Origin of the sequence: Bifidobacterium longum subsp. longum JCM 1217, from assembly GCF_000196555.1 — a bacterium.
GTDB lineage: Bacteria > Actinomycetota > Actinomycetes > Actinomycetales > Bifidobacteriaceae > Bifidobacterium > Bifidobacterium longum.
In genome coordinates, this window is sequence record NC_015067.1 from 1,728,673 (window position 1) to 1,753,677 (window position 25,005).

General features: G+C 61.2%; 20 protein-coding genes, 1 pseudogene and 1 riboswitch. Of the genes and pseudogenes, 13 read left to right on the plus strand and 8 right to left on the minus strand.

The window, feature by feature from the left end; translation table 11 throughout:
- Positions 1–78 precede the first annotated feature (78 nt).
- The 4 genes from BLLJ_RS07520 to BLLJ_RS07540 all read left to right on the plus strand — a co-directional run bounded on the left by BLLJ_RS07520 (position 79) and on the right by BLLJ_RS07540 (position 3,399).
- Positions 79–576: a DUF6466 family protein gene (locus BLLJ_RS07520; protein ID WP_007055630.1), complete on the plus strand. Its 498-nt coding sequence runs from the start codon at positions 79–81 to the stop codon at positions 574–576.
- Positions 577–845: 269 nt separating this feature from the next.
- Complete coding sequence (locus BLLJ_RS07525) at positions 846–1,166, plus strand: hypothetical protein (RefSeq protein WP_007058571.1); 321 nt, start codon at positions 846–848, stop codon at positions 1,164–1,166.
- A complete protein-coding gene (locus tag BLLJ_RS07530) occupies positions 1,163–2,767 on the plus strand; it encodes an alpha/beta fold hydrolase (RefSeq protein ID WP_008782718.1) in 1,605 nt (534 codons plus the stop codon). Before BLLJ_RS07525 ends, BLLJ_RS07530 begins: the two co-directional genes overlap by 4 nt.
- 266 nt (positions 2,768–3,033) lie before the next feature.
- A complete protein-coding gene (locus BLLJ_RS07540; RefSeq protein WP_007053174.1) occupies positions 3,034–3,399 on the plus strand; it encodes a hypothetical protein in 366 nt (121 codons plus the stop codon).
- 135 nt (positions 3,400–3,534) lie between these two features.
- Here BLLJ_RS07540 and BLLJ_RS07545 read toward each other — a convergent pair whose 3' ends face one another.
- On the minus strand, positions 3,535–4,176 hold the full coding sequence (locus BLLJ_RS07545) for an ECF transporter S component (RefSeq protein WP_007053173.1): 642 nt from the start codon (positions 4,174–4,176) through the stop codon (positions 3,535–3,537).
- Positions 4,177–4,308: 132 nt separating this feature from the next.
- Here BLLJ_RS07545 and purB point away from each other — a divergent pair, with 132 nt between their 5' ends.
- The 3 genes from purB (at position 4,309) to BLLJ_RS07560 (ending at position 8,856) form a co-directional block, all read left to right on the plus strand.
- Positions 4,309–5,745, plus strand: coding sequence for an adenylosuccinate lyase (gene purB, locus BLLJ_RS07550; RefSeq protein ID WP_007053172.1), 1,437 nt, complete (start codon positions 4,309–4,311; stop codon positions 5,743–5,745).
- Positions 5,746–5,867: 122 nt separating this feature from the next.
- Positions 5,868–8,429: a lysylphosphatidylglycerol synthase transmembrane domain-containing protein gene (locus BLLJ_RS07555; protein ID WP_013582862.1), complete on the plus strand. Its 2,562-nt coding sequence runs from the start codon at positions 5,868–5,870 to the stop codon at positions 8,427–8,429.
- A gap of 145 nt (positions 8,430–8,574) precedes the next feature.
- Positions 8,575–8,856, plus strand: coding sequence for an HU family DNA-binding protein (locus tag BLLJ_RS07560; RefSeq protein ID WP_007053170.1), 282 nt, complete (start codon positions 8,575–8,577; stop codon positions 8,854–8,856).
- A 115-nt stretch (positions 8,857–8,971) separates the two neighbouring features.
- Here the strand turns inward: BLLJ_RS07560 and pafA are convergent, their stop codons facing one another.
- From pafA to BLLJ_RS07590, 6 genes and pseudogenes are all read right to left on the minus strand, one after another.
- Positions 8,972–10,432: a Pup--protein ligase gene (gene pafA, locus BLLJ_RS07565; protein WP_013582863.1), complete on the minus strand. Its 1,461-nt coding sequence runs from the start codon at positions 10,430–10,432 to the stop codon at positions 8,972–8,974.
- Entirely contained in the window at positions 10,432–10,635 is a 204-nt protein-coding gene (locus BLLJ_RS07570) for a ubiquitin-like protein Pup (protein WP_007057184.1), read from the minus strand. The genes pafA and BLLJ_RS07570 overlap by 1 nt, the downstream gene beginning before the upstream one ends.
- A gap of 98 nt (positions 10,636–10,733) precedes the next feature.
- Positions 10,734–11,630, minus strand: a complete 897-nt coding sequence (locus BLLJ_RS07575) for an inositol monophosphatase family protein (protein WP_013582864.1) — start codon at positions 11,628–11,630, stop codon at positions 10,734–10,736.
- An 11-nt stretch (positions 11,631–11,641) separates the two neighbouring features.
- Complete coding sequence (dop, locus tag BLLJ_RS07580) at positions 11,642–13,309, minus strand: depupylase/deamidase Dop (RefSeq protein WP_013582865.1); 1,668 nt, start codon at positions 13,307–13,309, stop codon at positions 11,642–11,644.
- A 21-nt stretch (positions 13,310–13,330) separates the two neighbouring features.
- Positions 13,331–14,895 (minus strand): annotated as a pseudogene (gene arc, locus BLLJ_RS07585) (proteasome ATPase).
- 60 nt (positions 14,896–14,955) lie between these two features.
- Entirely contained in the window at positions 14,956–15,654 is a 699-nt protein-coding gene (locus tag BLLJ_RS07590) for a DedA family protein (RefSeq protein WP_013582868.1), read from the minus strand.
- A 50-nt stretch (positions 15,655–15,704) separates the two neighbouring features.
- On the opposite strand from BLLJ_RS07590, the gene serB reads away from it, so the two are divergent.
- The 4 genes from serB to fmt are packed head-to-tail and all read left to right on the plus strand — an operon-like array spanning position 15,705 to position 20,552.
- Entirely contained in the window at positions 15,705–16,427 is a 723-nt protein-coding gene (serB, locus tag BLLJ_RS07595; RefSeq protein ID WP_007057164.1) for a phosphoserine phosphatase SerB, read from the plus strand.
- Positions 16,428–16,466: 39 nt separating this feature from the next.
- On the plus strand, positions 16,467–18,779 hold the full coding sequence (locus BLLJ_RS07600) for a primosomal protein N' (protein ID WP_032740876.1): 2,313 nt from the start codon (positions 16,467–16,469) through the stop codon (positions 18,777–18,779).
- A 58-nt stretch (positions 18,780–18,837) separates the two neighbouring features.
- Entirely contained in the window at positions 18,838–19,542 is a 705-nt protein-coding gene (locus BLLJ_RS07605; protein WP_007055594.1) for an HAD family hydrolase, read from the plus strand.
- 23 nt (positions 19,543–19,565) lie between these two features.
- On the plus strand, positions 19,566–20,552 hold the full coding sequence (fmt, locus tag BLLJ_RS07610; protein ID WP_013582870.1) for a methionyl-tRNA formyltransferase: 987 nt from the start codon (positions 19,566–19,568) through the stop codon (positions 20,550–20,552).
- Positions 20,553–20,642: 90 nt separating this feature from the next.
- On the opposite strand, the gene ilvD is transcribed toward fmt, so the two are convergent.
- Positions 20,643–22,505 (minus strand): dihydroxy-acid dehydratase, encoded by a 1,863-nt coding sequence (ilvD, locus tag BLLJ_RS07615; RefSeq protein WP_023658517.1) that lies wholly within the window; start codon positions 22,503–22,505, stop codon positions 20,643–20,645.
- Positions 22,506–22,706: 201 nt separating this feature from the next.
- Between ilvD and rpoZ the strand changes: the two genes are divergently transcribed.
- Positions 22,707–22,991 carry a DNA-directed RNA polymerase subunit omega gene (rpoZ, locus tag BLLJ_RS07620; protein WP_007053158.1) on the plus strand — a complete coding sequence of 95 codons (285 nt, stop codon included), beginning with the start codon at positions 22,707–22,709 and terminating at the stop codon, positions 22,989–22,991.
- 222 nt (positions 22,992–23,213) lie between these two features.
- A riboswitch (SAM riboswitch) is annotated at positions 23,214–23,273 on the plus strand.
- The gene (gene metK, locus BLLJ_RS07625) at positions 23,269–24,489 is read left to right on the plus strand and encodes a methionine adenosyltransferase (RefSeq protein WP_013582871.1); all 1,221 of its coding nucleotides are present in this window, start codon (positions 23,269–23,271) and stop codon (positions 24,487–24,489) included. Its footprint overlaps the riboswitch before it by 5 nt.
- Positions 24,490–25,005 lie beyond the last annotated feature (516 nt).

Sequence of the window (25,005 nt, forward strand, 5' to 3'; positions counted from 1 at the left end):
AACGATGGCTCGGCGAATACTCGGATGCGGGCGAAGTGCCCGCTTTGGACACGTATCGTCCTGGCTTGTGGCGCCGTATTGCTGTTGCTGGTTGCCGGCGTGGCGGCAGTAAACCTGTCCGCTTCGATTACGTTCAATCAGGCCACCGCATCATTGAACGCCAATATCAAAGCGGCTCAGGACGAGTCCACGGATATCACCACGCTCAAGGCGCAACAGCAGCAGACCGATGCGCAATTCGCCGAGGCCGGGCGAATGCGCACGCTTCTGTTGCCGCAAGTCAAGGACGCCATCGACGCCAATGCTTCGATTTCTTCCGAGCTGACAAAGATCACCCTGAAACAGGCCGAGGCGCAGAACAGCGGTTCCGATTCCGGGCAAGCCCAGTCGGCACAGCAATCCGAGAGTTCCTCATCCAATGCCAAAAAGGGCGGCGCGTTGACCGACGAACAGAAGAAGCAGGTCGAGGAGCTGATGAAGGCCAATCAGCAATCCACCGATACCCAGTCGAACACCACCCAATCCGAGCAGAAAGCGACGCAGAACAAGGGTACCGGGGCCACCAAGCCGTGGTAAGCAGTCGTTCACAGTTGTTCTTTTTCTCACACCCTCATGGGTCATGGCCTTATCGCGGCTGTTTCCCGGTTTCGGCTGTCGGCTTTGACGTTTGTCCAATTTTTCGATAGGCCATGGCTGATCCAAGGTATGTCCAAACAGGCTATTTGTGGATAATCGTTACGACTATGCACAACACTTGGGGATAACTTCGCCCAAAATCGGCAAGCTAGAACCACATTGGTCGTTCCGGCTGGACAAGCATGAGTCCTGTCCTTTTAGCTGGATATATGAATACCTACACCAGCAACCCAGCACCCATCGATCCCACCGGCGGCTTTGCCGACAATACGGTGACGCCGTTCGATTACGGCACTTGCCCTTGCCATGCGGCGGTACAGCGTAGTCGCGACCTCGTGTCCGTCCAGCGTGCGGCCACACTGGCGCAATCGGACCAGACGGCGGTGGCCGTGAACCGCTCCAGCAACATCGTGTGGACCGGTAAAGCCGCCGATCTATTCCGATCGCGGCTCAGTCGCACCGCACAGTATTCGGCCAGTCTCGCGCAAGACATGGAGACCACCCACCGATTGGCTTGGGGGTCATCATGAGCGAGCACGATTACTGGCAAGTGGAATCGTCCGTTTACGGCGGAGTGGGATATGCGCCAGCCACTCTTGAAGAATATGTCGTCATAGCCAAGGCTCTCGATGACGAGGCGGCAGGATTTGCGGCCATAGCCACGGCTTGGGAATCGGCCGCATTACAGTTGCAGTCACATCGGCATAGTGCGCCGATGTGCGTCACCTTGCAGTCGGGCGATCCGAGCGCCGTTGTTCCCGGCCATGTCACTGCACCATATGCCGCGCTGGGCAATCGGTGTTATGACCATGCAACGGCATGTCAGCGGTTGAGCGATGATCTGCGTGGCGCGGCCGATCTGCTGATTCGCGCACACTCTCTGTATTCTCAGGCGGAGATGACGGCTCGGCGCATGTTTACCGAATTATTGCAGGCCGGCACACAGGCCAAACCGGGATATGCCGCGGTGGGTGTTGCCGCTGTGGCGGCGGGCGGCTTTCTGGCCGGCTGGACTATTGACGGCAAACCGAATTCGGCATGGATGTCCACGTTCACCTATCCGTTCCAGGAAGGAGTGCTTAGCGGCGCGGGCGGAATCATTGGCGGCGTACCTATCGGCAAGAGCATTGCGCACACCGATGAGGTCAACAAGGCTGCGGGGAAAATCGCCAATTTCTCCGGCCCGGCGAAAGACGTCGTCCAAGGCAATCATCTGGACGTGCGCGAGGTGCAGGCGAATGCCGACGTCGTCCGCGCAAGCGGATCGGTGGCCGAGTCAATGGAGAATCTGCGCAGGCTCGCCGAAGAGCGGCTCGGCAAAATCGAGCTGAACAGCGGACTCGAATATGGGACCATCGCCATTCAACGCTATGAACGATCTGATGGAACCAACTCCTGGCTGGTCACCATCCCGGGTACCGATGGACAGCCTGACTCACCATTTGGCTGGGCGCAGAACGTGGAACTGATGAGCGCCGATCAGGAGCGCCGCAGGAAAGCGGACAGCGCTCGCATGGTTGCCGAGGCGATGCGTCAGGCAGGCATCGGCAAGGATGAGCCCGTGGCGCTGATCGGCCATTCCCAGGGTGGTATCGTTGCCGCCACGCTTGCCTCGGATTGGGCGGAGGAATATACCATCGAGCATGTGGTGACAGCCGGATCGCCGGTGGCCAATCATCCGATTCCGCAACGCACGTGGGTCACCAGCGTGGAAATCGATGATGAACTGGTCGCCGCACTGGATGGTGCCGCCAACCCGGTCACCGATAACTGGCTCACCGTACAAGGGCATGTATCGCCCGCGCCCGCGGCAACACCATCCACAGTGCATTCGGACGGCTCATGCACTCCCGGCGCAACGCCCATCACCGGCCTGACCCCATATGACGCCGCACCCGTGGCTGGTTCGACCAACGGCAGGGAGTTGTCGCACTGGATCAAATACCATCAGGCCGCCTATCAGAACGCCACCGACCTCGGCTCCCCCGCCGTGCAACGCCACGAAGCCCATTTCCAGGAAGTTATCAACGGAGAGCTCAAGGAAACCCGCTACTACCAAGGCCGCATGACCCAGTCCGCGACCATTGCCCCTAGCGAGCGAACCACCGAGTTCAGCACGTTCGGCGGTTAAAAGTAAATACCACACTTGACAGAGTTGTCAAGAAAGGAGTTAACAATATAATGACGAGTAGGAGATGGCTCATCAAACTGATGAAGCAAGCGGCAGAACGCAAGAATGTCACGTTTGAAAGTATCAGGCAAGGAGGGAGTCATGAGATATTCCAACTCGACGGACTTATGATTCCCCATCCCACGACATAACGAAATCGACAACAACCTCGCGGACATTATTTGCAAAGAAGCAGAAGCCAAACTCGGGAAAGGCTGGTATCAGCAGTGAAAACATATCAGGTCATCGTTCGCCCTGGCGAAAAATACTGGATTCTTGAGATTCCCGGTATCGGTTTCACGCAGGCAAGAACAACAGCAGAGATTGAAAGTATGGCACGCGACCTTATCACCGTCATGACACAAGATGCTGATTTCGCACTCACCGTAGAGACAAAGCTGCCGCAATCCGTGCAGGAGCATCTTGATGAAGCTCGGCGACTGCGCAAGGAAGAAGCGGAATGCAGATCGAACGCAGCGCGGGAAACTCGCGCCGCGGCACAAGAACTACATGGCATGGGTCTCGCCCTACAGCAAATAGGCGATATACTCGGGGTCTCACGGCAACGGGCACATCAACTTGTCAATGCTTAGCATCAATCGGCTACCCCACAATGCAATCACCGCAGAGACGCGGCTAGCGCCACTTTCCCGGGATTGTTGCGCCAGCATGCCCGAACCCCCCCTCTATCAGCGCAACATTCCCGGGAGAGTGGCGCGCAAAGAGTGTCAGGCGCGTCGCTCGATGAGTGCGCGGCCGGATGCGAGGCGGTCGAGCACACCGGTTTTGGCGATGGCCAGCATCAGATACCAGGCCATCACGCCGCTGATAAGCACGCCGCCGGTGACCTCGGAAATCATGTGCACAATGCCACGCGGGCTGACGAATGACACACCCACGTAGCGAAACAGCATCAGATATGTGCCGTATTCCAAGGCGACCAACGCACCGGATGCAATGGAAATCGGCAGATTGAACATGCGGTAACGGGTCAAGGCGAACGGAATCTCAGCGAAAACACCTTGCAACAGCGCCGAGATAATCACGAAGCCCAAATCGAACTGGCTACCAATCACCGTTTCGACCAGCGTGCCGATAAGGTTCACGTACAGCGCCGCTCCGGGTTTGCGCAGAATCAGCACCGCCAGCGTACCGGAGAAGTACCAGACGGCGTGCACGATGCTGGCGAAACCGGGCAGAATCGCGCCGAATACCGAAGAGATCGGCATGTACGCGAAGTTGAATCCCCAGAAGATCACGCCGCAGGCCGCACCCAGCGTGGCACCGACCGCGATATCCAACGGCTGCCATTTCAGTGACGATACGGCAATCGGACGTTTCGGAAGAGTATGAATGGTGGTTGCAGGCATGGTGATCTCCTAGCCTTAAAGGCCGCACACAGTAATCGAACCACGGGCGTTCCTTGACCTGTGCGGCTCGGGCGGGAACGCCGCACCACAGTATAGCCGCTCGGTTCACGGCTGGAAGTACCCTTGGAGGTTATGAAGCTTACCGATATTTCCCCCGCAATCGCATTGACCCCACTCGACGGCCGTTATCACAAGGCCACCGCCCCGCTCGTCGAATACATGAGCGAACCTGCCCTGAACCGCGAACGCATGCGTGTCGAAGTCGAATGGATGATTCTTCTGGCCAACGGCTTTGAGGGCAACGGCAACCAGCCGATCGTTGACGGCGTCAAGCCGTTCACTGCCGAAGAGCAGGCCTTCCTGCGCGCCATTCCCGAGGACTTCGGCGCCGAAGGCATCAAGCAGCACGCCGCTCATGAGGCCATCACCCACCACGATGTGAAGGCCGTGGAGTACTACATCGATGATCAGATCGACAAGGCTCCGGCCGAGCTGACCAACATCAACGACGAGCTGAAGACCCTCGTGCACTTCGCCTGCACGTCCGAAGACATCAACAACCTCTCCATCGCCCGTTGCGTCAAGAACGCGATGGAAAACGTGTGGACCCCGGAGTTCAAGCGCATCATCGACCACCTCGCCGGCAAGGCCGAGGAATTCAAGGATATGCCGCTGCTCTCTCTCACCCACGGCCAGCCGGCCACGCCGACCACACTCGGCAAGGAGCTCGCCGTCTACGTCTACCGTCTGAACCGTCAGCTCAAGCACATCGAAAACCAGGAGTACTTGGGCAAGATCAACGGCGCGACCGGCACGTTCGGCGCCCACCTGGCCGCATGCCCGGATGTCGACTGGGTCGCCGTCTCCCGCGAATTCGTCACCAACCGCATGGGCCTGACCTGGAACCCGCTGACCACGCAGATCGAAAGCCACGACTGGCAGGCCGAGCTGTACTCCACCGTCTCCCACGCCAACCGCATCATGCACAACCTGTGTGTGGACGTGTGGATGTACATCTCCCGTGGAGTGTTCGCCCAGGTGCCGGTCAAGGGTGCCACTGGTTCCTCCACCATGCCGCACAAGGTCAACCCGATTCGTTTCGAGAACGCCGAAGCCAACTTCGAAATCAGCTGCTCGCTGCTCGACACCCTCTCCGCCACGCTGGTGGAATCCCGTTGGCAGCGCGATCTGACCGATTCGACCACCCAGCGCAACATCGGTTCCGCGCTCGGCTACTCCTTGCTCGCCCTGACCAACCTCATGGGCGGCCTTGAGTCCATCCACCCGAACACCCACGTCATCGAGCGTGAGCTTGATGAGAACTGGGAGGTGCTTGGCGAGCCGATCCAAACCGCCATGCGCGCCTGCGAGCTCAAGGGCCTGCCGGGCATGGACAAGCCGTACGAGAAGGTCAAGGAGCTTATGCGCGGCCACACCATCAACAAGGAACAGGTCGAGCAGTTCATCGACCAGCAGTCCTTCGACCCGGAAACCGCCGCTCGCTTGAAGGCTCTGACCCCCGCCACCTACACCGGTGTGGCCAGCCAGCTCGTCGCTTTCGACCGCTGAAATAGGTGCGATGCGAGTCCCTCGAGCCCCTCGAATCCCTCGCATCCACCACACTACTGCGCTGAGTCACAAACCGAACCGCAAACTGAACCGAACAAGGACAGGCGTCAGGTAACCATTTCATGACTACTGAACAGGATCAGTCCACTACGGAAGATCGCCCGAACAAGGCGACCTCCTCCACTACCGACCGGCCGATCGCCTCTGGTGACGGCCGGTCGGCCAGTTTTGCTGTCAGCGGACCGGACAGCCCGGCAACCGACGACAGCAACGATTCCGGACCGTACATCGACGACATCGCTCCGCGCCGCACGCGCGACTTCGGCGATCTGACCCGGGCCGGTCTGTCGCTGTTGATGGCCGCCGTGGTCATGGTGTTCGCCGTGTATCTGGGCGGCATGACGCGCGGCGTCGAATCCGACGCACACACCGCAGCCCAGGTCATCAACTGGTTGGCTGACTTCCCCTCCACCGTGCTGACGCAGCTGGCCACCACGGTCATCGTAGTTATCGTGCTCGCTCAGTTGCTCTTGGCCCGCGAATGGCTGCAAGCTGCGGTGTCCGCGCTGGCCATGTTTGCCGGATACGGCATGGTGTGGGTCATATCGACGGCAATCAGCAGTCTGAACGATTTCACCCTGCCAATGGCACTGGTCTCAGCCGCCACCTCATACGGCTCCGGGCTGTTGCCCGACATCTACGCCGGCATGGCGTCCTTCCTGACCGCCGCCGGGCCACGCCGTACCCGCTCCACGGTCAAATGGAGTTGGAATATCCTGTATGCCATCGCCGCGGTGATGGTGGTGCTTTCGTGGCATTCGGTTACCGGCATGCTGGTTTCGATGGCCGCCGGTCGCACGGTGGGCATGCTTATCCGATTCGTGGTCGGCACGCAGAATAAAGGCGTGTGGGGCAAAGATCTCGTCGCAGTGCTCTCAAGCATCGGATTAGAGACCACCTCACTCATCCGGCATCAGGAGCCCGGAATCAGCCATGGCTCATTGTCTGCCACGTTGGATGACGATTTGACGGAAGGCTCGCGCATCTACGATGTGGAGACCGCGAATAACCGTCGTTTTATCGTTTCCGTCATCGACGCGCAAACCCATACCGTCGGCTATCTGAAGCAACTCTGGGATTGGGTGCGTTTTACCAGCGTGTCCATTCGACGCGATCGTTCCGTGCGCGACGCCGTTCAGCATCACTTTGCCATGCTGCTCGGCCTGCACAATATCAAACTGCCCGCGCCCTCCCCATACGGCATCGCCGATACGGACGAGTCCGCGATTCTGGTGCTGGATGCGCACACCATCGAGTTGCCCGCCAACCTGAACACGCTTACCAAGGCGGATGCCGTAGCGTATATGCGATATCTGTCCGTGGCAAATCGCCGTGGATATACGCACCGACGCATCACGCCTGATACGCTCGCCCGGCTCGAAGATGGCACTGCGGTTATCGCCGGCTGGCTGAATGGCGACAGCGCTTCCGGCCCGGCCAATACCGCACTTGACAAGGTTCAGCTACTCGCGTTGTTCGCCGCACTGATCGGCGTGAAACCGGCAGTCGCGGCCGCCCGCGAAGCTTGGGGAGACACGACGTTGACCACGTTGGCCCCGTTCATTCAGAAAGTCGCGGTCCCCTCCCCCACACGCGCATTGGGCACGTGGGACAAGCAGCTGCTCAAGGAACTGCGAGACCACATCAACACCATAATCGATGAGGAGACCGCCGAATCCGCCGAGCCGGTGACGCTGGCCCGCTTCTCTTGGCGTTCGATGATCACCATGCTGCTGGTCATCGTGGCCGTGGTCGTGGTCTTCACCCAACTGAAGCCCGAGGAGATCATCACCGCGCTGACCAACGCCAACCCGTTGATGGCGGTGGTGACGCTCGCGTTCGGTGTCTGCGGCTGGATCGGCTCGTCGATTTCGCTCGGTTCCCTGATGGCGCGGCACAAGCGTGACAATATGGGCGTCTTCATGAGCCAGGTGGCAGGCGGCTTCGCCACCGTATCCATGCCAGCCGGCGTGGGCCCCTCGTTCGTCAACCTGCAGTTCCTGCGCAAATCCGGCTATCGCAACACCCAGGCGACCGCAATTATGAGCGCCGCGCTCGTGGTGTATTACGCCGTGTACTTCTCCATGCTGGTCATCATCGGCCTGTTCACCGGCCGCAACATGTTCTCCGGCGCAATCCCGACAAACACGTTGGTTATCGTGCTGGGCGTTGTGGTCGTGGTGCTGTCCATTGCGATGATGATTCCGCCGTTGCGCCACTGGGTGACCCGTCGTCTTATGCCGCTGGCCAAGACGTATATCAACCAGCTGCTGGACGTGCTTTCCCAGCCCCGACAGCTCACAGTCAGCTGCCTAGGCGCGCTGTTCCAGAACGCGACCACTGGGCTCGCTTTCTGGGCGGCCCTGCAAGCGTTCGGCTATTCATCGAATCCGATTGAAACGACGTTCGTCTTCCTGCTGGCCTATGCATTGGGTTCCGCAGTGCCCACTCCAGGCGGTCTGGGCGGTGTGGAAGCGGCGCTGACATTCGCGTTCGTGGCGGTCGGAGTGCCGCAGGGCGTGGCGCTTTCCGCCACTTTGCTGCACCGCGTGGTGTTCTACTGGCTGCGCATTCCGCTGGGCGCGGCGGCCATGAAGTGGCTTGACAAGCATAATCTTGTCTGATTCGTCTATTTTCATACCCCCTTCGGGGAAATAGATGTGAAAACCCTTATAAAACGCGGGTTTTCGCAGAAACATGCGCTAGTATCATTGATGACAACATGGACTAAGCAAAAGTGCTTGTCCCCTGACCCAAGAAGGATGCTTTATGGCATACAACAAGTCTGACCTCGTTTCGAAGATCGCCCAGAAGTCCAACCTGACCAAGGCTCAGGCCGAGGCTGCTGTTAACGCCTTCCAGGATGTGTTCGTCGAGGCTATGAAGTCCGGCGAAGGCCTGAAGCTCACCGGCCTGTTCTCCGCTGAGCGCGTCAAGCGCGCCGCTCGCACCGGCCGCAACCCGCGCACTGGCGAGCAGATTGACATTCCGGCTTCCTACGGCGTTCGTATCTCCGCTGGCTCCCTGCTGAAGAAGGCCGTCACCGAGTGACCTTCTGCTCGTAGCGATTACTTCGAGCATTACTGACGACAAAGACCCCGACCGAGATGGTCGGGGTCTTTTTGTTGTGGTGCTGTGACGTGTTGTCCAACCGTATTATTCCGGACTAGTTCAGCGCTTCCATAAGCTGCTCGAATCCCAGGGTGGGCTCGGCCTCGAAGGGATCGAGGAGTATGGCTTCCCGGCGTTCGGGGGCGGTCAGGGTCAGGTGGGTCCAGTCGGCGGAGAACTGGGCTCCGACGTTCAGGGCCGCGTCCACGAACCGGCCACGCAGGGCGGCACGGGTGTCGGTCGGCGGATTGTGCACGGCGTATTCCACGTTGTCTCCTGTCAGCAGCTCACGCATCTGGTTGCGGGCTACGAGCGAACCGTACAGGCGACCGTTGGCGATGTCGTGGTAGTCGAGCTCAAGCTGTTCCATCTGAGCGAAGGTGACGTCCGGGCGACGGCGTTTGAGCGCGTCGAACAGACGCTTCTTGGCGGCCCAGTCCACGCGGTCGGCGAGCGCATCGTATGCACCACGCTCCAGCGCGTCCAGAACGCGGCTCCACTCCCCCATAATCGTGTCGATCGTGGTGGCCGGCAGCGAACTTGCCAGCGCATCGCCATGGGTTTCGATGAAGGCCTTGACCGCCGCATAATACCGGCGCTGCAGACCCAGTGCGGACACGGATTCGCCTGATTCGAGCGTCAGTTCGGCGCGCGGATTGTCAAGGAATCGACTGACCGTGCGATTGGCGGCAGCCGGATCAGCAAAGGCATACTGCTCGAATCCGGACGGAACGCCATGGCGGAAGGCGTCTTCGATCGCGCACAGCACAAGGTGCGTGACGGCAAGCTTCATCCATGTGGACCATTGCGAACGGTTCGAGTCGCCGATGATCACATGCAGCCGGCGGAAGGAGTCGGGGTCGGCGTGCGGTTCGTCGCGCGTGTTGACCATCGGGCGGGAGCGGGTGGTGGCCGAGGAGACGGCCTCGTCCAGGAAGTCCGCGCGCTGGGTGATCTGGAAGCCGTCCGGGGTCATGCGGCCGGCACCGGTGTACAGCTGGCGGGTGATGAGGAACGGCAGCAGCTGGTGTTCGATGGTCTCCAACGGCACGAAGCGGCGGACCAGGTAGTTTTCGTGGCAGCCGAAGGCGTGGCCGGCGGAGTCGACGTTGTTTTTGAACACATGGATCGTGGCGTGTGCGCCGTAGGATTCGCGCAGCTTGCGCTGGGCCTTCAGGGCTAGGTTGCGCATCACGTGTTCGCCGGCGAGGTCCTGGGCCAGGGCCTCGCGCGGATCGCGCGCTTCGGCGGTGGCGTATTCGGGGTGGGATCCGACGTCCAGATACAGACGTGAGCCATTGGCCAGATACGTGTTGGTGGAGCGGGAACGGGAGACGATGGGCTGGAACATGGTCATCGCCACCTGGCCGGCGTCCACGGGGCGTTCGGCACCGGTGACCGCCACGCCGTATTCGGTTTCGACGCCGAAAATACGGCAGAACCCGTCCATCTCGGCGGATGGTACGGGTTCCGTGGCGTGCAGGGAGCGGGTGCCGCTGTCACGCAGTTGGGGCATCACTCGCCGCCTTTTTGCACGAAGCTGTTGACGTATTCCTCGGCGTTGGTTTCCAAGGCGGATTCGATGTCGTCGAGGATGTCGTCCAACACGTCGGCTTGGTCGGTGGACTCGGTTTGGGCGGCGGCCTGCGTAGTGGCGAGGGCGTCGTCTTCCTGGGTCGCGGCCTGCTGTGCTTGAGGTTGTTCGAATTGTTGTGGCATGTTGTCTTCTTCTTGGGCTGTCAAACTCCCCTCAGTCAGCCTTCGGCCGACGGCTCCCCTCACCCGAGGGGGAGCCGGAGGAGACAGGAATTATCGAATTATCGCTGGTTGATGGAGTCGGGCCACGGATACTGGTGCAGGTAATGCTGTAGTTCGCGGATGATGAGTCCGTTGGAGGCCACTACATCGTTATCGTGACGCCAGTGGATGCGTTCGCCGTCCCAACGGCTCAGCGTGCCCTGCGCCTCCCAGACCACCACGGTGCCGGCGGCGATGGCGGGGATATCCCACACGTGCAGCATCGGCTCGAAGTAGGCGTCGTAGGTGCCGTCGGCCACTTTGCACAGGTCGAGCGAGGCAGGGCCCACACGCTTGATGTCGGCCGGGCGTCCGGCGAGCGAGGATGCCACGTCGAGCGCACGCTGCGATTCGCCGGGCAAGAAGGACATGCCGTAGCCCAGCACGGAACCATCCAGTGAGGAGGTCATCGACGGCACGACTTTGTCGCGCTTTTCGCCGACCGTGGTTTTGTGGATGCGCACGGCGCCCGCTCCCCTGGCGGCCAGGTAGGTCAGGCCGAGGGCCGGGGCGTGCACGATGCCGATGATCGGCTTGGGCTCATTGTCCGGGCCGAATTCGAACAGGGCGGCGGTCACTGTCCATTCGCTCATATGGCGTACGTAGTTGATTACACCGTCGATTTTGCCGATGTACCAGTAACGCTGGCCGGGGCGGCTTTCGGCGGGTCGGGTGGTCCAGAAGCCGTCGAAGTGGGCGATGTCGGCGATTCTGGAGCTCATAAAGCGCAAAATCTTGCTGTCGACTTCGAGCTTATAGCGGGGACCATGATCCGCGTTCTCGGCGCTCGGCTGGGCGAGGTTACGCGGATTGAGCTGGTCGTGGAGGGCATGCTGACCGGCTTCTTCGAGAAGGCCGGCGACTTTGAGCGCAAGGTTGCGCAGGTCCTGTGGGGTCTCTTCGCGTGTTTCTTCCATAGCTACCAAGTCTATCGTTCGGCGTTGATGGCCAGCGACTTCAGCAGATCGATGGCGTGTTCGGCCGAATTGAGTTCGGTTTCGCAGCGCGCCTTGGTGAAGGCGAGCGGATCGGAGATGTCGAGGGAGAACAGGTGATGGTCGGTAGCGGCCATATGGCCGGCATTGCCGTAGAATTCGACAGCCTCGCCCTCGTCTGCGGCGCGCGGGTCGCGAACAGTGAGTCGGGACCAGCTGGCGGCGGCCACCTCATCGCCGAATTGCGCCACGAGTTTTGCCCTGAGCCAGGCGCGGGTGTCTTCCGGCGGTTCGGTAGTGGCGCGTGCGATGTCGGCGGCGCTCACCACCCGTTCGGTGCGGGGTTCGAGTTTGGTGAAGATGCTGTCCGCGGGGTCGAGCGCCGCCCATTTCAGGTCGATGACCTTCAGTCGCGGGTCGTTCCAGCCATTGGCCACGCTGGGCGCAGCTGCCGCGGTGATTTTGCGGCGCAGTTTTTCGAGCAGCTGCCATTTGAGCAGCCATTCGATGCGGCTGGCCTCGCCGGTCATGGCCAGACGTTCGTCATCGCCGGCGGTGTGACGGATGGAGGCGCAGTCGATGAGCGCCTGCTGCCACATCGCCATGATGGATGTGGTGGATTTGTCCGGCCAGGCGGGCTCGCCGGCGGTGTCGGTGCCTTCGACCAGTGCGGCGACCTGGTAGACGGCTTGGCGCAGTTTGAGCTGGATAAGCCATGCGTTGGTTTCGCCGCCGTTGGCCAGCGGCAGGCTTGCGCCCAGCGTCAGGTCGTGGGAGACGGTGTGCATGGCTTCGACTGGGTCAGACAGTTCGAGTTCGTCGAGGAAGGCGTTCAGATCGAATCCGGCTTCGTCCGCGTGTTCGAGCAGCCACAGCAGCATGCTCGTGGTGCCGAGTTTCAGGGCCTGCGGTACCTCCATACGGTTGGCGTCGCCGACGATGACGTGCAGGCGGCGGTATTCGTCGGTGGAGTGGGATTCGTCGCGCGTGTTGATAATCGGGCGTTCGAAGGTGGTTTGCAGGCCGACTTTGACGTGGATGTAGTCGGCGCGCTGGCTGAGCTGATAGCCGGGGATTTCGCTGTTCTCGCCGATTCCTACGCGGCCGGAGCCGGCGTAGATCTGGCGGGTGACGAAGTGGAGGGTCATCAGGCGCGTGACTAGGTCAAATGGCACTGAGCGGGCCATCATATAGTTCTCGTGCGCGCCCCAGCAGGAGCCCTTGCCGTCCACATTGTTGCGATGCAGGGCGATGGGGGCGCCGGTCTGTGTGCGGGCGCGTTCGGTGGCGGCCTGCATGATGAGGTCTCCGGCACGGTCATAGCGGGCCGCTTCGAACGGGTCGGTGGTTTCCGGTGCCGAGTATTCGGGATGGGCGTGGTCCACGTAGACGCGGCCACCGTTGGGGGCGATCACGTTGGTGATGTTGAGTTGTGGGGCGTCGGTGAGCATGTCCGGTCGGGCGGCGGCACGTTCGAGTCGGGTGCCGCGCGCGTCGTTGACCGGGTCCTCCTGCCGGTAGTCCCAGCGGATGGATTTGCTGTGGCTGTCCGCGGCGCCGTTCACCACGTCGAAGGACAGTTGCACCGGGTTGTAGCGGTCCGGGGTGTTCAGGGATACCGCGTATTCGGTTTCGGTGCCCATCACTCGTTTGACGGTCATGTAGTGCTCCTTGAGCTTGAGCTATTCGGCGGTGCGGATGCGGCGGATCGGGTCCATGCCGTTGATGCGCGACCATTGTTCGGGGTCCACGTCGGCCATGGAATCGCGGGTCTCGCGGTATTCGTCTTCCACGGCGGCGGCGAGCAACGGCACGGTGAGTGCCACGTCCGAGCCGGTTTCGATGGATTCCTTGACCGCTCGGGTCTTGGCCCGGTCCACGATGTTCTTGAGCATCGCGCCGGAGACCACATCGGCCAGGAACAACGCATGCCACTGGCCGTTCTCCTCCTGCACGTCGCACAGATGGCGGCGTTCGGAGGCTCCGTAAATGTCATGCACCAGCACGGCGGACAAGGCGTGCGCGTCGACGCCATCTTCCAGAGGCAGGTCGTCGGTCAAGTAATGGTCCACGATGGCGATGGCCTGATTGGCTTTGGGCCGACCAACGCGAATCTTGACGTCGAGACGCCCCGGTCGTAGCACGGCCGGATCGATCATGTCCACGCGGTTGGATGCGCCGATCACCATCACATTGTCGAGTGATTCCACGCCGTCGAGTTCGGAGAGGAACTGGGGCACGATCGTGGTCTCCACGTCGGAGGAGACGCCGGAGCCGCGGGTGCGCAGCAGCGAATCCATTTCGTCGATGAAAACGACCACCGGATTGCCGTCCGCGGCGCGTTCGCGGGCGCGCTGGAAGATCAGGCGAATCAGCCGTTCGGATTCGCCGACGTATTTGTTGAGCAGTTCCGGGCCCTTGACGGACAGGAACACGCCTTTAACGCGGGTTTCGGCCGGGCTGATCGAGCCGTCGCCGTTCGTATCGTCCCCCCCTCGCACAGGGCGTTCGCCACGGCCTTGGCAATCATCGTCTTGCCGTTGCCGGGCGGGCCGTACAGCAGCACGCCCTTCGGCGGCTTCAAATCGTAACGCTCAAACAGCGCACGATGCTGGAACGGCAGTTGGACGGCGTCCCTGATACGACCAATCTCACTATCCAAGCCGCCGATGTCGGCGAACGTGACATCCGGGGTCTCCTCCAGCACCAGATCCTTGTCGCCCTCGGCGGGCAGCGCTTCGATGGCGAGGCGGACGGACGGATCGACGATAATACGGTCGCCCTGATTGATGCCCGCATACGCGAGCGCGCCGGAACGGCGGATGAGCACGGGATTGCCGGAGGCGTCGGTAACGATCAGTCGACCGTCGTCAAGTACCTGCTTGACACTGCGAATCTGGCCCACGGTGTCAGCATCGCGCTGCTCGACCAGCACGAGCTTCTCGTTGAGCATCACGGTGGCCCCGGCGGTCAGGCGGGCGGCGTTGACGTTGGAGGCCACAGGCACCACCATGCGGCGGGTGCCGGAAATGACTTCGGCCGACGCGTGCTGGATGCCGTCTTCATCGGTGCGGGTGGAATCGACCTTGACCATGGTGGCGAAGGTGAGCGGCGGCTGAGCGAGCTGGGCGAGCTGTGACTTCGCCTTGGTCAGTTCCTTGCCGGCGCGGCTCAGCGCTTCGGCGAGCGCATGGTTCTTGGCCATCAGGCGATCGTTCAGCGCGGCGAGATCTTCGGTGTCGCTCATGCGGGTTCTTCGCTTCCCTTCTATCCGGGATTTTCGGCAACTTATGGCAGTCGGCAGACCCTATTCGTTGCCGTCGGAGGATTTCCTGTTACGTATTACAGTACGCACTTTTCGCACCACGAACCATACGATGATCACAATCACGGCCGCGATGACCACGTCCTCGAACACGCCGAGCGCGCCTTGAATCGAGCACCACTGGTCGCCGAGCAGGTAACCGGCGGAAACGAGGATGGTGTTCCACACGGCCGAGCCGAGCAGGGTCCAGCCGGTGAAGTGCAGGAAGTTCATGCGGTTGAATCCGGCGGGAATCGAAATCAGCGAGCGTACCACGGGAATCACGCGGCCGATGAGCACCGACCATGTGCCGTATTTGGTGAACCAGTCGTTGGCTTTGCTCACGTCTTTGCGGCTGACGCCGGGGATTTTGTCTGCCGCGAGATTGATGCGATGCAGGCCCACCCAGCGGGAGATGCCGTACAAGGTCCAGGCACCCAGTACGGAGCCGATGGTGGCCCAGATGATTGCGCCCGGCAGACTCAGGGTGCCGCGTGCGGCGGTGAAGCCGGAGAGCGGAAGGATGACTTCGGACGGGATGGGCGGGAAGATGGATTCGAGGGCGATGGCCAAGGCCACGCCGATACCGCCGATGGTTTCCATCAGCATGATCAGCCAGTCGGTGATGGTGCCGATCAGGCCGGGTTCGGTGGTGGTGCAGATGGGTGTGGGGTCGGTTGCAAGAATAGTGGCGGCTGCCATGGAAAAACTCATAGAGGGCATTGTCCCAAGGTTTTCCCAGAATCAGAAGCATGACGCAAGAAGATGTGCATTTTGTTGACAAGTCCGCCGAGAGCGAAGTTGGGAGCCCGGCTGATTCTGCGGTTTCTGTGCCGACGCTGAGCAAGCCCGGCCTGCTGGTTATGGATGTGGACTCCACGCTCATTGACGAAGAGGTTATCGACGAGTTGGGCGTGGTGGCTGGCTGCGGTGAGGAGATTGCCGGAGTGACCGCACGCGCCATGCGCGGCGAACTGGAGTTCTGCGATGCGCTGCGCGCACGAGTGGCCCTGTTGGAGGGCCTGCCGATCTCCGTGTTCGACACGGTGCATGACAAGCTGCATTTCACCAAGGGTGCACTGGAGCTTATCGACACGCTGCATGAACACGGTTGGAAGATCGGCGTGGTGTCCGGAGGCTTCCATGAAGTGGTTGACATGTTGGCGGCCGAGGGCCATATCGACTATTGGATTGCCAACCGGCTTGAGGTTGCCGATGGGTGCTTGACCGGCAAGGTGCTCGGCGAAATCGTGAGCAAGACTGTGAAGTTACACGCCTTGCAGACATGGGCGGACCGTTTGGGTATTCCGATGAGCCAGACCGTGGCTGTGGGCGATGGCGCCAACGATATTCCGATGATTCAGGCCGCCGGTTTGGGTCTCGCGTTCTGTGCCAAGCCAAAGACCCAGCTCGCCGCCGACAAAGCCATCAACGACCGCGACCTAACCCACGTACTCGATTACCTGCGCCGGTAAAATTTTACCGACCTCGGCTCCGGCACTTATAGTTGAGCCATGACTACTTCAGGCGCAGAACAGTTGACGCTTGCGGGGCTGGCTCCCCGCAAGCGTCGTAAACGTGCGCCTGCGGAGCATACGCCGGCCGAGCAGCATCCCATAGCGCAAGTCGTGCTGGATGTGCAGGCGCTCCACCTCGGTCAGACATTCGATTACTTCATTGATGAAAAAGACAGCGAGGCCGCACAACCGGGTGTGCTGGTGCGCGTGCGGTTTGGCGGTCAGAGGGTCAGCGGTGTGATTTGGGCACGCACCGATACCAGTGATACGCCGCGCTCTTCGATTCGCTATATCGAGCGAGTGCTAAGCCCCGATGTACTGGTTCCCGCTTCGATGCGCGAGGATATCGGTCTGGTTGCCAAAGCCTATGGCGGCACACGGGCCAATATTCTGCGTTTCGCCGTGCCACCGCGCGTGGCCAAGGTGGAGACCGAGCAGCGGTTGGCCGCGTCGTTCCGTCGGCCGGTCGGCGGCTCATTGCCGGATAATACGCAAGGCGGTTTTGCCGGGCGTGGCACCAATCCCGATGGGACCAAACTTGCTGGCTCTACCTTTGCCGTTGCTAGCACCGTTTCGGAGGGAGCTGCGCAGGGGTATCGTCGTCTGACCGCCAATTACGCCGATGTCAATGTGCTTCATGACGCGCTTACCGGTCAACGTTTCCAATCTTTTGTGTTTGATTCGTTGCCCGGTGCACAGGAGTGGCAACGAAACATGGCATGGATGGTGGCCACTGCGTTGAGTGCCGGTAAGGCTGCCGTAGTTGAATTGCCCACCATGCGCGAGGTCGAAGACCTGATGCATATGCTACGCAATTATGGACTCAAACCATTTGCCCCTGCTCCGGCCGGCGGCTGGGTGGGCGACGTCGCCGTGCTTAACGCGGAGACCATGCCCGCGGCCGACCGGTATCGCACCTATCTGGCTGTGGCGTTGGGACAGGTGAAGGTGGTGATCGGCACCCGTGCGGTGATGTATGCGCCGGTTGAAGGCCCGGCGCTGTTCGCCATTCTGGAGGATGCCGCCTATCAGAACATGGACGGTATGATGCCATATCCACAGGCCCGTGGCGTGATGCGGCTGCGCGCCAAGTCCCATGGCGGCGTGTTCGTGGCCATGGCCAATGCGCGCACCCCGCAAAGCCAGTGGGAAAACACCGGTCCAGGTACAGTGGAGACCCCAGTGAGCGGCTATTCCACCACAATTCATCCGCTCGCCTCGCCGCTGAAGGACGCCACTCCTTGGGTGCGTTGGCTCAATCGCGATGAACTTGCGCGTCTTGCCGACCCGTCCATCGGGGCGCGCGTGCCGCATACGGCCGTCCACGTGCTATCTAAGGCTTTGGAGAGCGGCCCCGTGCTGCTGTCCATTCCGCAAGACAGCGTCAGTGAGACTCTGAGTTGTGCGAAATGCCATCGTCAGGCGCGTTGTGCCAAGTGTTCCGGACCGTTGCAACTACCGGCCGACCGCCGGGATTCCACACCGCGATGCCGCTGGTGTGGGGCTGCTGCCATCAATTGGAAGTGCCCGGGCTGTGGGCATGAACGTATGCGTGTGGTGCGCGTGGGTGCTGCAGGCACTGCGGCTGAACTGGCCGGGTTGTTCCGCGGCGTGCCAGTAGTTTTGTCCAGCAAGACGCAGGGCCTGGTGCGCGATGTGGCTTGCCAGCCGATGATCGTCATCGCCACTCCCGGTTTCGAACCGCGCGTGCGTCCGGTCAGTGCCGAGCAGGGATCGGCTGGCCATGAGTATCGTGCCGTGGCCGTGCTCGACGCTTGGACCAGCTTGTATGCGTTGGGCGTGGATGCTCGCTTGGATACGTTGACCGCGTGGATGCGTGCGGTGTCGTTGTGCGCGCCGCGTTCCCGTGGCGGCCAGGCGTTGATTCTCGGCGAAACCGACCCGGCCCTCGCCCAATCGCTGATGCTCTGGGATTCGAGGATTCTTGCAGCCAAGGATCTTGAGGAGCGTGTGGAGACCGGTATGCCGCCGGCCGTGGCCGCCGCCTGCGTATGGGGACGCCGTGATGCGGTGATGACGCTGATGCAGCGTATCGGCGCGCTGGGCGGCGATTGGACGGCCTGCGGCGAGCTGCCCGGCATGTTGGGCCCGGTGCCGATCGCGCAACCGGACACGGTCGACGCCCGGGAGCTCGAAGCCACGGCCGACCGGGTGAAGGCAGTAATCCGTGTGCCGCAGAGTCGGCGAGCCGAGCTGGCGGCCCGACTGCACCGGGAAACCGCTCGTCATGTGGCGTCCCGCGAACCCGGCGAGCTTCGCTTCCGAGTAGATCCCAAGGACCTGATCTAATCGTCTTCAACACGTGAAACGATAATTACAGAATGAACATCGCTAGAAGGAGGACACCATGAAGGGCTGGCCTGGAGAGCCGGATATGGATTACGACGTGCTGGTCGCGGACGGCGAGGCCGCTGCGAACGCCGGCAAGCCGATCACCGACGTGATCTTCGATTTCGGCAACGTGCTGATTTACTGGGATCCGGCCGCCGTACTCATCCCCCGCTACAGCCAGAAGACCATCGACGAATTCCTCGACAACGACATCTCCGGCTTCTACGATGTCAACGACCTGATGGACGGCGGCACCAGCACCGACGAGGCCATCGCCATCATGCGCCGTGACAAGGGCGATAAGTGGGCGGACATCCTCGACTACTACATCAAGAACTTCCGCGACTCCCTGACCGGCATCGTGCCGGGCGCGCGCGTGCTGGTCAATGACCTGAAGGCTGCCGGCATCGGCGTGTGGGGCCTGAGCAACTGGGAATCCAGTCTGTTCCACGTGGCCGAGGAACAGTGCGATATTTTGCAGCAGCTTGATGGCAAACTCGTCTCCGGTTTTGTCAAGCTGCGCAAGCCACACAAGGAAATCTACGAGGCCGCGTTGAACCAGTTCGGCATCAAGGCCGATGGCGCGTTGTTCATCGACGACAAGGCCATGAACATCGTCGGCTCGAATGCGGCCGGCATCCGTGGCGTACGTTTCCAGGATCCGGTCAAGCTGCGTGAACTGCTCATCGCCAATGGCGTGAACATTCCGGCCGTGCAGTGAGCATCGACGTTTTAAGGAGGACCATGCTCAAACTCGTGTTCGCCGGCACCCCCGATGTAGCGGTGCCCTCGCTCAAGGCCTTTGCCACCGATCCACGTTTTGATGTGGTCGGCGTCATTACCCGCCCCGATGCGCCTACCGGTCGCGGCCGCAAGCTCACGCCCAGCCCGGTCAAGGCGACGGCTCTGGAGCTCGGGTTGCCCGTCATCGATCTCAAACCCCGCTCCCCCGAATTCATGGAGGCGTTGAACGACCTGCATGCGGATATCGCCGCTGTCATCGCCTATGGCAATATCCTGCCCAAGAACGTACTCGACGCAGTGCCCCTGGGCTGGTACAACCTGCATTTCTCCAACCTGCCGAAGTGGCGTGGCGCCGCTCCCGCCCAGCGTGCGATTTGGGCGGGCGACCCGACCACCGGCGCCGACGTGTTCAAGGTGGGCGAGGGTTTGGACGATGGCCCGATCGTCGCTTCCCTGACCATCGAGCTGACCGGCCGTGAGACCTCCGGCGAACTCCTCGACCGTCTGGCCGAGGAAGGCGCACCCATGTATGTGGATGCCTTGGCCGCCGTGGGTGAAGGCACTGCCACATTCACCGCGCAACCGGCCGAAGGCCTGGAATACGCGCACAAAATCACGGTGGAAGATGCTCGTATCAGCTGGACGGACGAGGCCGAGGCCATCGACCGTCAGGTTCGCGCCTGCACGCCACATCCTGGGGCATGGACCGAACTGTTTGCGGAGGGGCCAATCGCCGATAATGACGAGCCGGCCGCCAAACCCCTCACCCTGCATATTCTCGCCGCGCAACCGGCCGACCAGTCCAATCCCAACACTCCGGCCGAGCTTCAGCCCGGCGAGCTGAAGGTGGGCAAGAAGAACGTGTGGGTTGGTACCGGCAGCACGCCGCTGGAACTCACCCAAGTCAAGGCGCAGGGCAAGAAGGCCATGCGCGCCGCCGACTGGGCCCGAGGCGCGCGCCTCTCCCCCGCCGCCTGCGTGCGATAACAAGCAATATCGCTCCCGCCCGGAAGCACAGCAAAAAGCCCGGCATCTTCGCGAGGAAGATACCGGGCTTTTCAGCTATGCAATCGGCGATCAGTCGAGACCGGAGAGCTTGTTGATCAGCTCCGGGTCACGCGTCGCACCCTTGTCGGCCGAGCGGGCGAAGGCGGCGTACGCCTTCAGCGCCTGGGAGACGTGGCGGTTGCGGTGAGCCACGTAGCCGTCGCCAGCCTCAAGCTCGCGACGACGCTCGTCCAGCTGCTCGTCAGTCAGTTCGACGTTCACGGAACGGGCTTCGATATCGATATCGATGATGTCGCCGTTCTTGATAAGCGCCACCGGTCCCTTATTGGCAGCCTCAGGCGCCATGTGGCCGATGGCCAGACCGGAGGAACCGCCGGAGTAGCGACCGTCGGTGAGCATGGCGACCTGCTTGCCGATGCCCTTGCCCTTGACGAAGGAGGTCGGGTACAGCATTTCCTGCATGCCCGGGCCACCCTTCGGGCCTTCGTAACGAATCACAAGCGCCATGCCGGGCTTCAGGGTGTCGTTCAGAATGACCTCGATGGCCTGCTCCTGGGAGTCGACCACCAGAGCCGGTCCACGGAACTTCCAGATCTCCGGCGGAACACCGGCGGTCTTGACCACGCAGCCGTCGGGGGCCAGGTTGCCGCGCAGCACGGCGAGGCCGCCTTCGTGAATCTCCGGGTGGTTGATGTCGTGGATGGCGCCGTTGGCGCGGTCACGGTCGAGCGAATCGAACAGGGTGGTGTGGGTCCACGGCTCCGGGGAGATGATGTGGCCAGGAGCGGCCTTGTACATCTGCTGGGCTTCCTCGGTGCAGGTCGGGCGCATGATGTCCCAATCGGCCAGCTTGGCTTCCAGCGTCGGATAGTCGATGGAGTGCACGTTGGTGTGCAGCTTGCCGGCGCGGTCGAGCTCGCCGAGGATGCCGGTGATGCCGCCGGCGCGGTGCACGTCGGAAATCTCCCACTTGCCGGACGGCGAGGCCTTGCAGATGCACGGCACGGTGTGGGAAATACGCTCGATGTCGTCCAGGGTGAAGTCCACGTCGGCGGACTGGGCCATGGCGAGGATGTGCAGCACGGTGTTGGTGGAACCGCCCATGGCCACATCCATGGTCATGGCGTTCTCGAAGGCTTCCTTGGTGGCGATGGAGCGCGGCAGCACGGAATCGTCGGAATCGTCGTAGTACTGGTGGGCGATCTTGACGACCTGCTTGGCGGCACGCTCGAACAGGTCCTTGCGGTAGGAGTGGGAGGCGAGGATGGTGCCGTTGCCGGGCAGGGCCAGGCCGATGGCCTCGGTCAGGCAGTTCATCGAGTTGGCGGTGAACATGCCGGCGCAGGAGCCGCAGGTCGGGCAGACGGTCTTCTCATAGTTGAGCAGTTCCTCATCGGAGACGCTGTCGTCGGCGGTGGCGTACATCACGTCGATAAGGTCGGTGCTCTTGACGGTGCCGTCGGCGAGCACCGTGGTGCCGGCCTCCATCGGGCCACCGGAGACGAACACGGTCGGGATGTTGAGGCGCAGGGCGGCCATCAGCATGCCCGGCACGACCTTGTCGCAGTTCGGGATGCAGATGAGTGCGTCGGCACAGTGCGCGTTGCACTGGTATTCGACGGTGTCGGCGATGATGTCGCGGGAGGGCAGGGAGTAGAGCATGCCGGTGTGACCCATGGCGATGCCGTCGTCCACGGCCATCGTGTTGAACTCGCGCGGGATGCCGCCAGCTTCCTTGATAGCCTCGGAAACGATGCGGCCGACCTTGTTGAGGTGGACGTGGCCGGGCAGGAACTCATCGAACGAGTTGGCGATGGCGATGATGGGCTTCTTGCCCATGTCGTCTCCGTTGACGCCCGCAGCACGGTAGAGGGCTCGGGCGCCTGCAAAGACGCGCCCTGACATAATTTTTGCAGATCGCATTTCAGTCATGGTTCTATTCAAGCCCTTGTGAGGGACACGCCACTTGTCAAGAGTCGAATAATGGAATTTGCAAAAGCGTAACGTTTCTCACACATATTTTTGGAATACATTCCTCCACTGGAAGTCTGGCGGAGGTCCGGCAGAAGTCCCCCCAAACGGCTACACTTGCTTCGGTTGAGATAGATTTTCCAATGTCTGGAGATAAGAACAATGGCTTTTGGTACTGACCCGACACCCGACGGTCTTGCGAACCCGCCGATCGACGACCTGATGAAGCACGCCGATTCCAAGTACGCGCTGGCCATTTTCGCCGCCAAGCGCGCACGCCAGATCAACTCCTACTTCACGCAGCTCAACGAGGGCCTGCTGCAGAACATCGGCCCGCTGGTCGAATACCAGAACAATGAGAAGCCCCTGTCCATCGCCTTCCGCGAAATCGACGAGGGCCTGCTTGAGGAGACCTTGGGCGAGGACGACGCCAACGAGGGCAACTGATCGATTCCGACAATTCGTTTGGATTGTTTGGACAGTTCGTCGCCGAATGATGGTGTGAGAGTTCTCTCACAACTGATTTTGAGCGACACGCTTGCCTGAGTTATCGCAATCGGCTATAACTCAACATCGGGAGCGAATAAGACGCAAGGCTCGCGCCACCGCGCTGGTTGGCACGAGCCTTTATTTATGCCCGCTTCCACAGTGACAAGTAAAAATTGACACCGTATCATTGTGCCTCGCATCCCGCGGGGCGATAAGTCCTGAAGAAAGGGATGATATGACAGAAGAACATCGGCTTATTTCCGCCGAATCCGTGACCGAAGGCCACCCTGACAAGGTCTGCGATCAAATCTCCGACGCCATTCTTGATGATTTGCTGGCCCAGGATTCGTCCAGCCATGTGGCCGTGGAGACCTCCGCCGCCACTGGCGTGTTCCTGATCTTCGGCGAAGTCACGTCCAAGGGGTACTGCGACGTGCAGTCCAAGGTCCGCGAAACCCTGCGCAACATCGGCTACACCTCCTCCGAAGTCGGCCTTGACGCCGATTCCTGCGGCGTGGTCGTGGCCATCACCGAGCAGAGCGCCGAAATCAACCAGGGCGTTGCCCGTCTGACTGGCGATCAGGAGACCGCCGCCAGCCGCGAAGAGCGTTACGAAGCACAGGGTGCCGGCGATCAGGGCGTGATGTTTGGCTACGCCACCGACGAGACCCCGACGCTGATGCCGCTTCCGATCTACTTGGCACATCGCCTCGCCTTCCGTCTGACCGAGGTCCGCAAGTCCGGTGAAGTGCCGCACCTGCGCCCGGACGGCAAGACCCAGGTAACCATTGAGTATGACGATAACGATAAGCCCGTTCGTCTGGACACCGTGCTGATCTCCACTCAGCACGATCCTGAGGTTACGCAGGATTGGCTTGCTGTTGAGCTGAAGAAGCACGTGATTGACCCGGTGCTTGATGAGGTGCTGGGTTCCAAGGTGCCGCATGACAACTACCGCCAGCTGGTCAACCCGACCGGTTCGTTCATCCTGGGCGGCCCGGCGGCCGACGCCGGTCTGACCGGCCGCAAGATCATCGTCGACACCTACGGTGGCGCCGCCCACCACGGCGGTGGCGCGTTCTCCGGCAAGGACCCGTCCAAGGTCGACCGTTCTGCCGCATACGCGACTCGCTGGGTTGCCAAGAACATCGTGGCCGCCGGTCTGGCCCACAAGGTTGAGATCCAGATCGCCTACGCTATTGGTGTTGCCGACCCGGTATCCGTCAACGTGGAGACCTTCGGCACCGAGCAAGGCGTGACGCGCGGCCAGATCGCCGCCGCCGTACGCAAGGTCTTCGATCTGCGCCCCGCTGCGATCATCGACGAGCTGGATCTGAAACGTCCGATTTATCTGAAGACCGCCGCGTATGGTCACTTCGGCCGCACGGACGTTGAGTTCCCGTGGGAGAAGACCGACAAGGTCGAGGAGCTCAAGGCCGCGATTGGCGCGCAGTAGACGTTGGCGCATTCTTGCGTCGCACCCCGTGCGGGGTGCGACGCAAGAATGGACTCCATGTCCCAAAATACGAATACTCCGCCCGTCCCACGGCATCGATTGCACGGTACAATCCATCCGTATCTTCCCCGATACGCAACCGCTGAAGCGACATGCCAGCAGATCACTCACTCTTGAGTTATCAAACAACAAGAAGAACACACACCGTCCCCAAAAACCATAATCTGCGGCGCAAACGACCCAGTGCTTCATGAGAGCTCAGAGCTCACACCGCACAAGACAACTTGACAGAATACAACGAGCATCGCGAACGACTGTGCCGTGAACTGACTCACCGCCAGCCAGCTCAACAGCGGCGCGATTCCGCCGAGCGTCAAGGCGGTGCGACATGGAGAATGGGACACTTTAGGCACAGATTCGTAAGCAGGAATCTGGCTTTGCTGACTGTGCACAGCGTGAATAGCTCTTACTCTGATCACATTGCTCCAATGCATCCGTCCGGCTAAATGATTATTT

Bases quoted from the DNA above. Each gene is read 5' to 3' on its own strand.
- BLLJ_RS07525 (WP_007058571.1), top strand. From the start codon at position 846: ATGAATACCTACACCAGCAACCCAGCACCCATCGATCCCACCGGCGGC.
- BLLJ_RS07530 (WP_008782718.1), top strand. From the start codon at position 1,163: ATGAGCGAGCACGATTACTGGCAAGTGGAATCGTCCGTTTACGGCGGA.
- BLLJ_RS07545 (WP_007053173.1), bottom strand. From the start codon at position 4,176: ATGCCTGCAACCACCATTCATACTCTTCCGAAACGTCCGATTGCCGTA.
- purB (WP_007053172.1), top strand. From the start codon at position 4,309: ATGAAGCTTACCGATATTTCCCCCGCAATCGCATTGACCCCACTCGAC.
- BLLJ_RS07555 (WP_013582862.1), top strand. From the start codon at position 5,868: ATGACTACTGAACAGGATCAGTCCACTACGGAAGATCGCCCGAACAAG.
- BLLJ_RS07560 (WP_007053170.1), top strand. From the start codon at position 8,575: ATGGCATACAACAAGTCTGACCTCGTTTCGAAGATCGCCCAGAAGTCC.
- pafA (WP_013582863.1), bottom strand. From the start codon at position 10,432: ATGCCCCAACTGCGTGACAGCGGCACCCGCTCCCTGCACGCCACGGAA.
- BLLJ_RS07570 (WP_007057184.1), bottom strand. From the start codon at position 10,635: ATGCCACAACAATTCGAACAACCTCAAGCACAGCAGGCCGCGACCCAG.
- BLLJ_RS07575 (WP_013582864.1), bottom strand. From the start codon at position 11,630: ATGGAAGAAACACGCGAAGAGACCCCACAGGACCTGCGCAACCTTGCG.
- dop (WP_013582865.1), bottom strand. From the start codon at position 13,309: ATGACCGTCAAACGAGTGATGGGCACCGAAACCGAATACGCGGTATCC.
- BLLJ_RS07590 (WP_013582868.1), bottom strand. From the start codon at position 15,654: ATGGCAGCCGCCACTATTCTTGCAACCGACCCCACACCCATCTGCACC.
- serB (WP_007057164.1), top strand. From the start codon at position 15,705: ATGACGCAAGAAGATGTGCATTTTGTTGACAAGTCCGCCGAGAGCGAA.
- BLLJ_RS07600 (WP_032740876.1), top strand. From the start codon at position 16,467: ATGACTACTTCAGGCGCAGAACAGTTGACGCTTGCGGGGCTGGCTCCC.
- BLLJ_RS07605 (WP_007055594.1), top strand. From the start codon at position 18,838: ATGAAGGGCTGGCCTGGAGAGCCGGATATGGATTACGACGTGCTGGTC.
- fmt (WP_013582870.1), top strand. From the start codon at position 19,566: ATGCTCAAACTCGTGTTCGCCGGCACCCCCGATGTAGCGGTGCCCTCG.
- ilvD (WP_023658517.1), bottom strand. From the start codon at position 22,505: ATGACTGAAATGCGATCTGCAAAAATTATGTCAGGGCGCGTCTTTGCA.
- rpoZ (WP_007053158.1), top strand. From the start codon at position 22,707: ATGGCTTTTGGTACTGACCCGACACCCGACGGTCTTGCGAACCCGCCG.
- metK (WP_013582871.1), top strand. From the start codon at position 23,269: ATGACAGAAGAACATCGGCTTATTTCCGCCGAATCCGTGACCGAAGGC.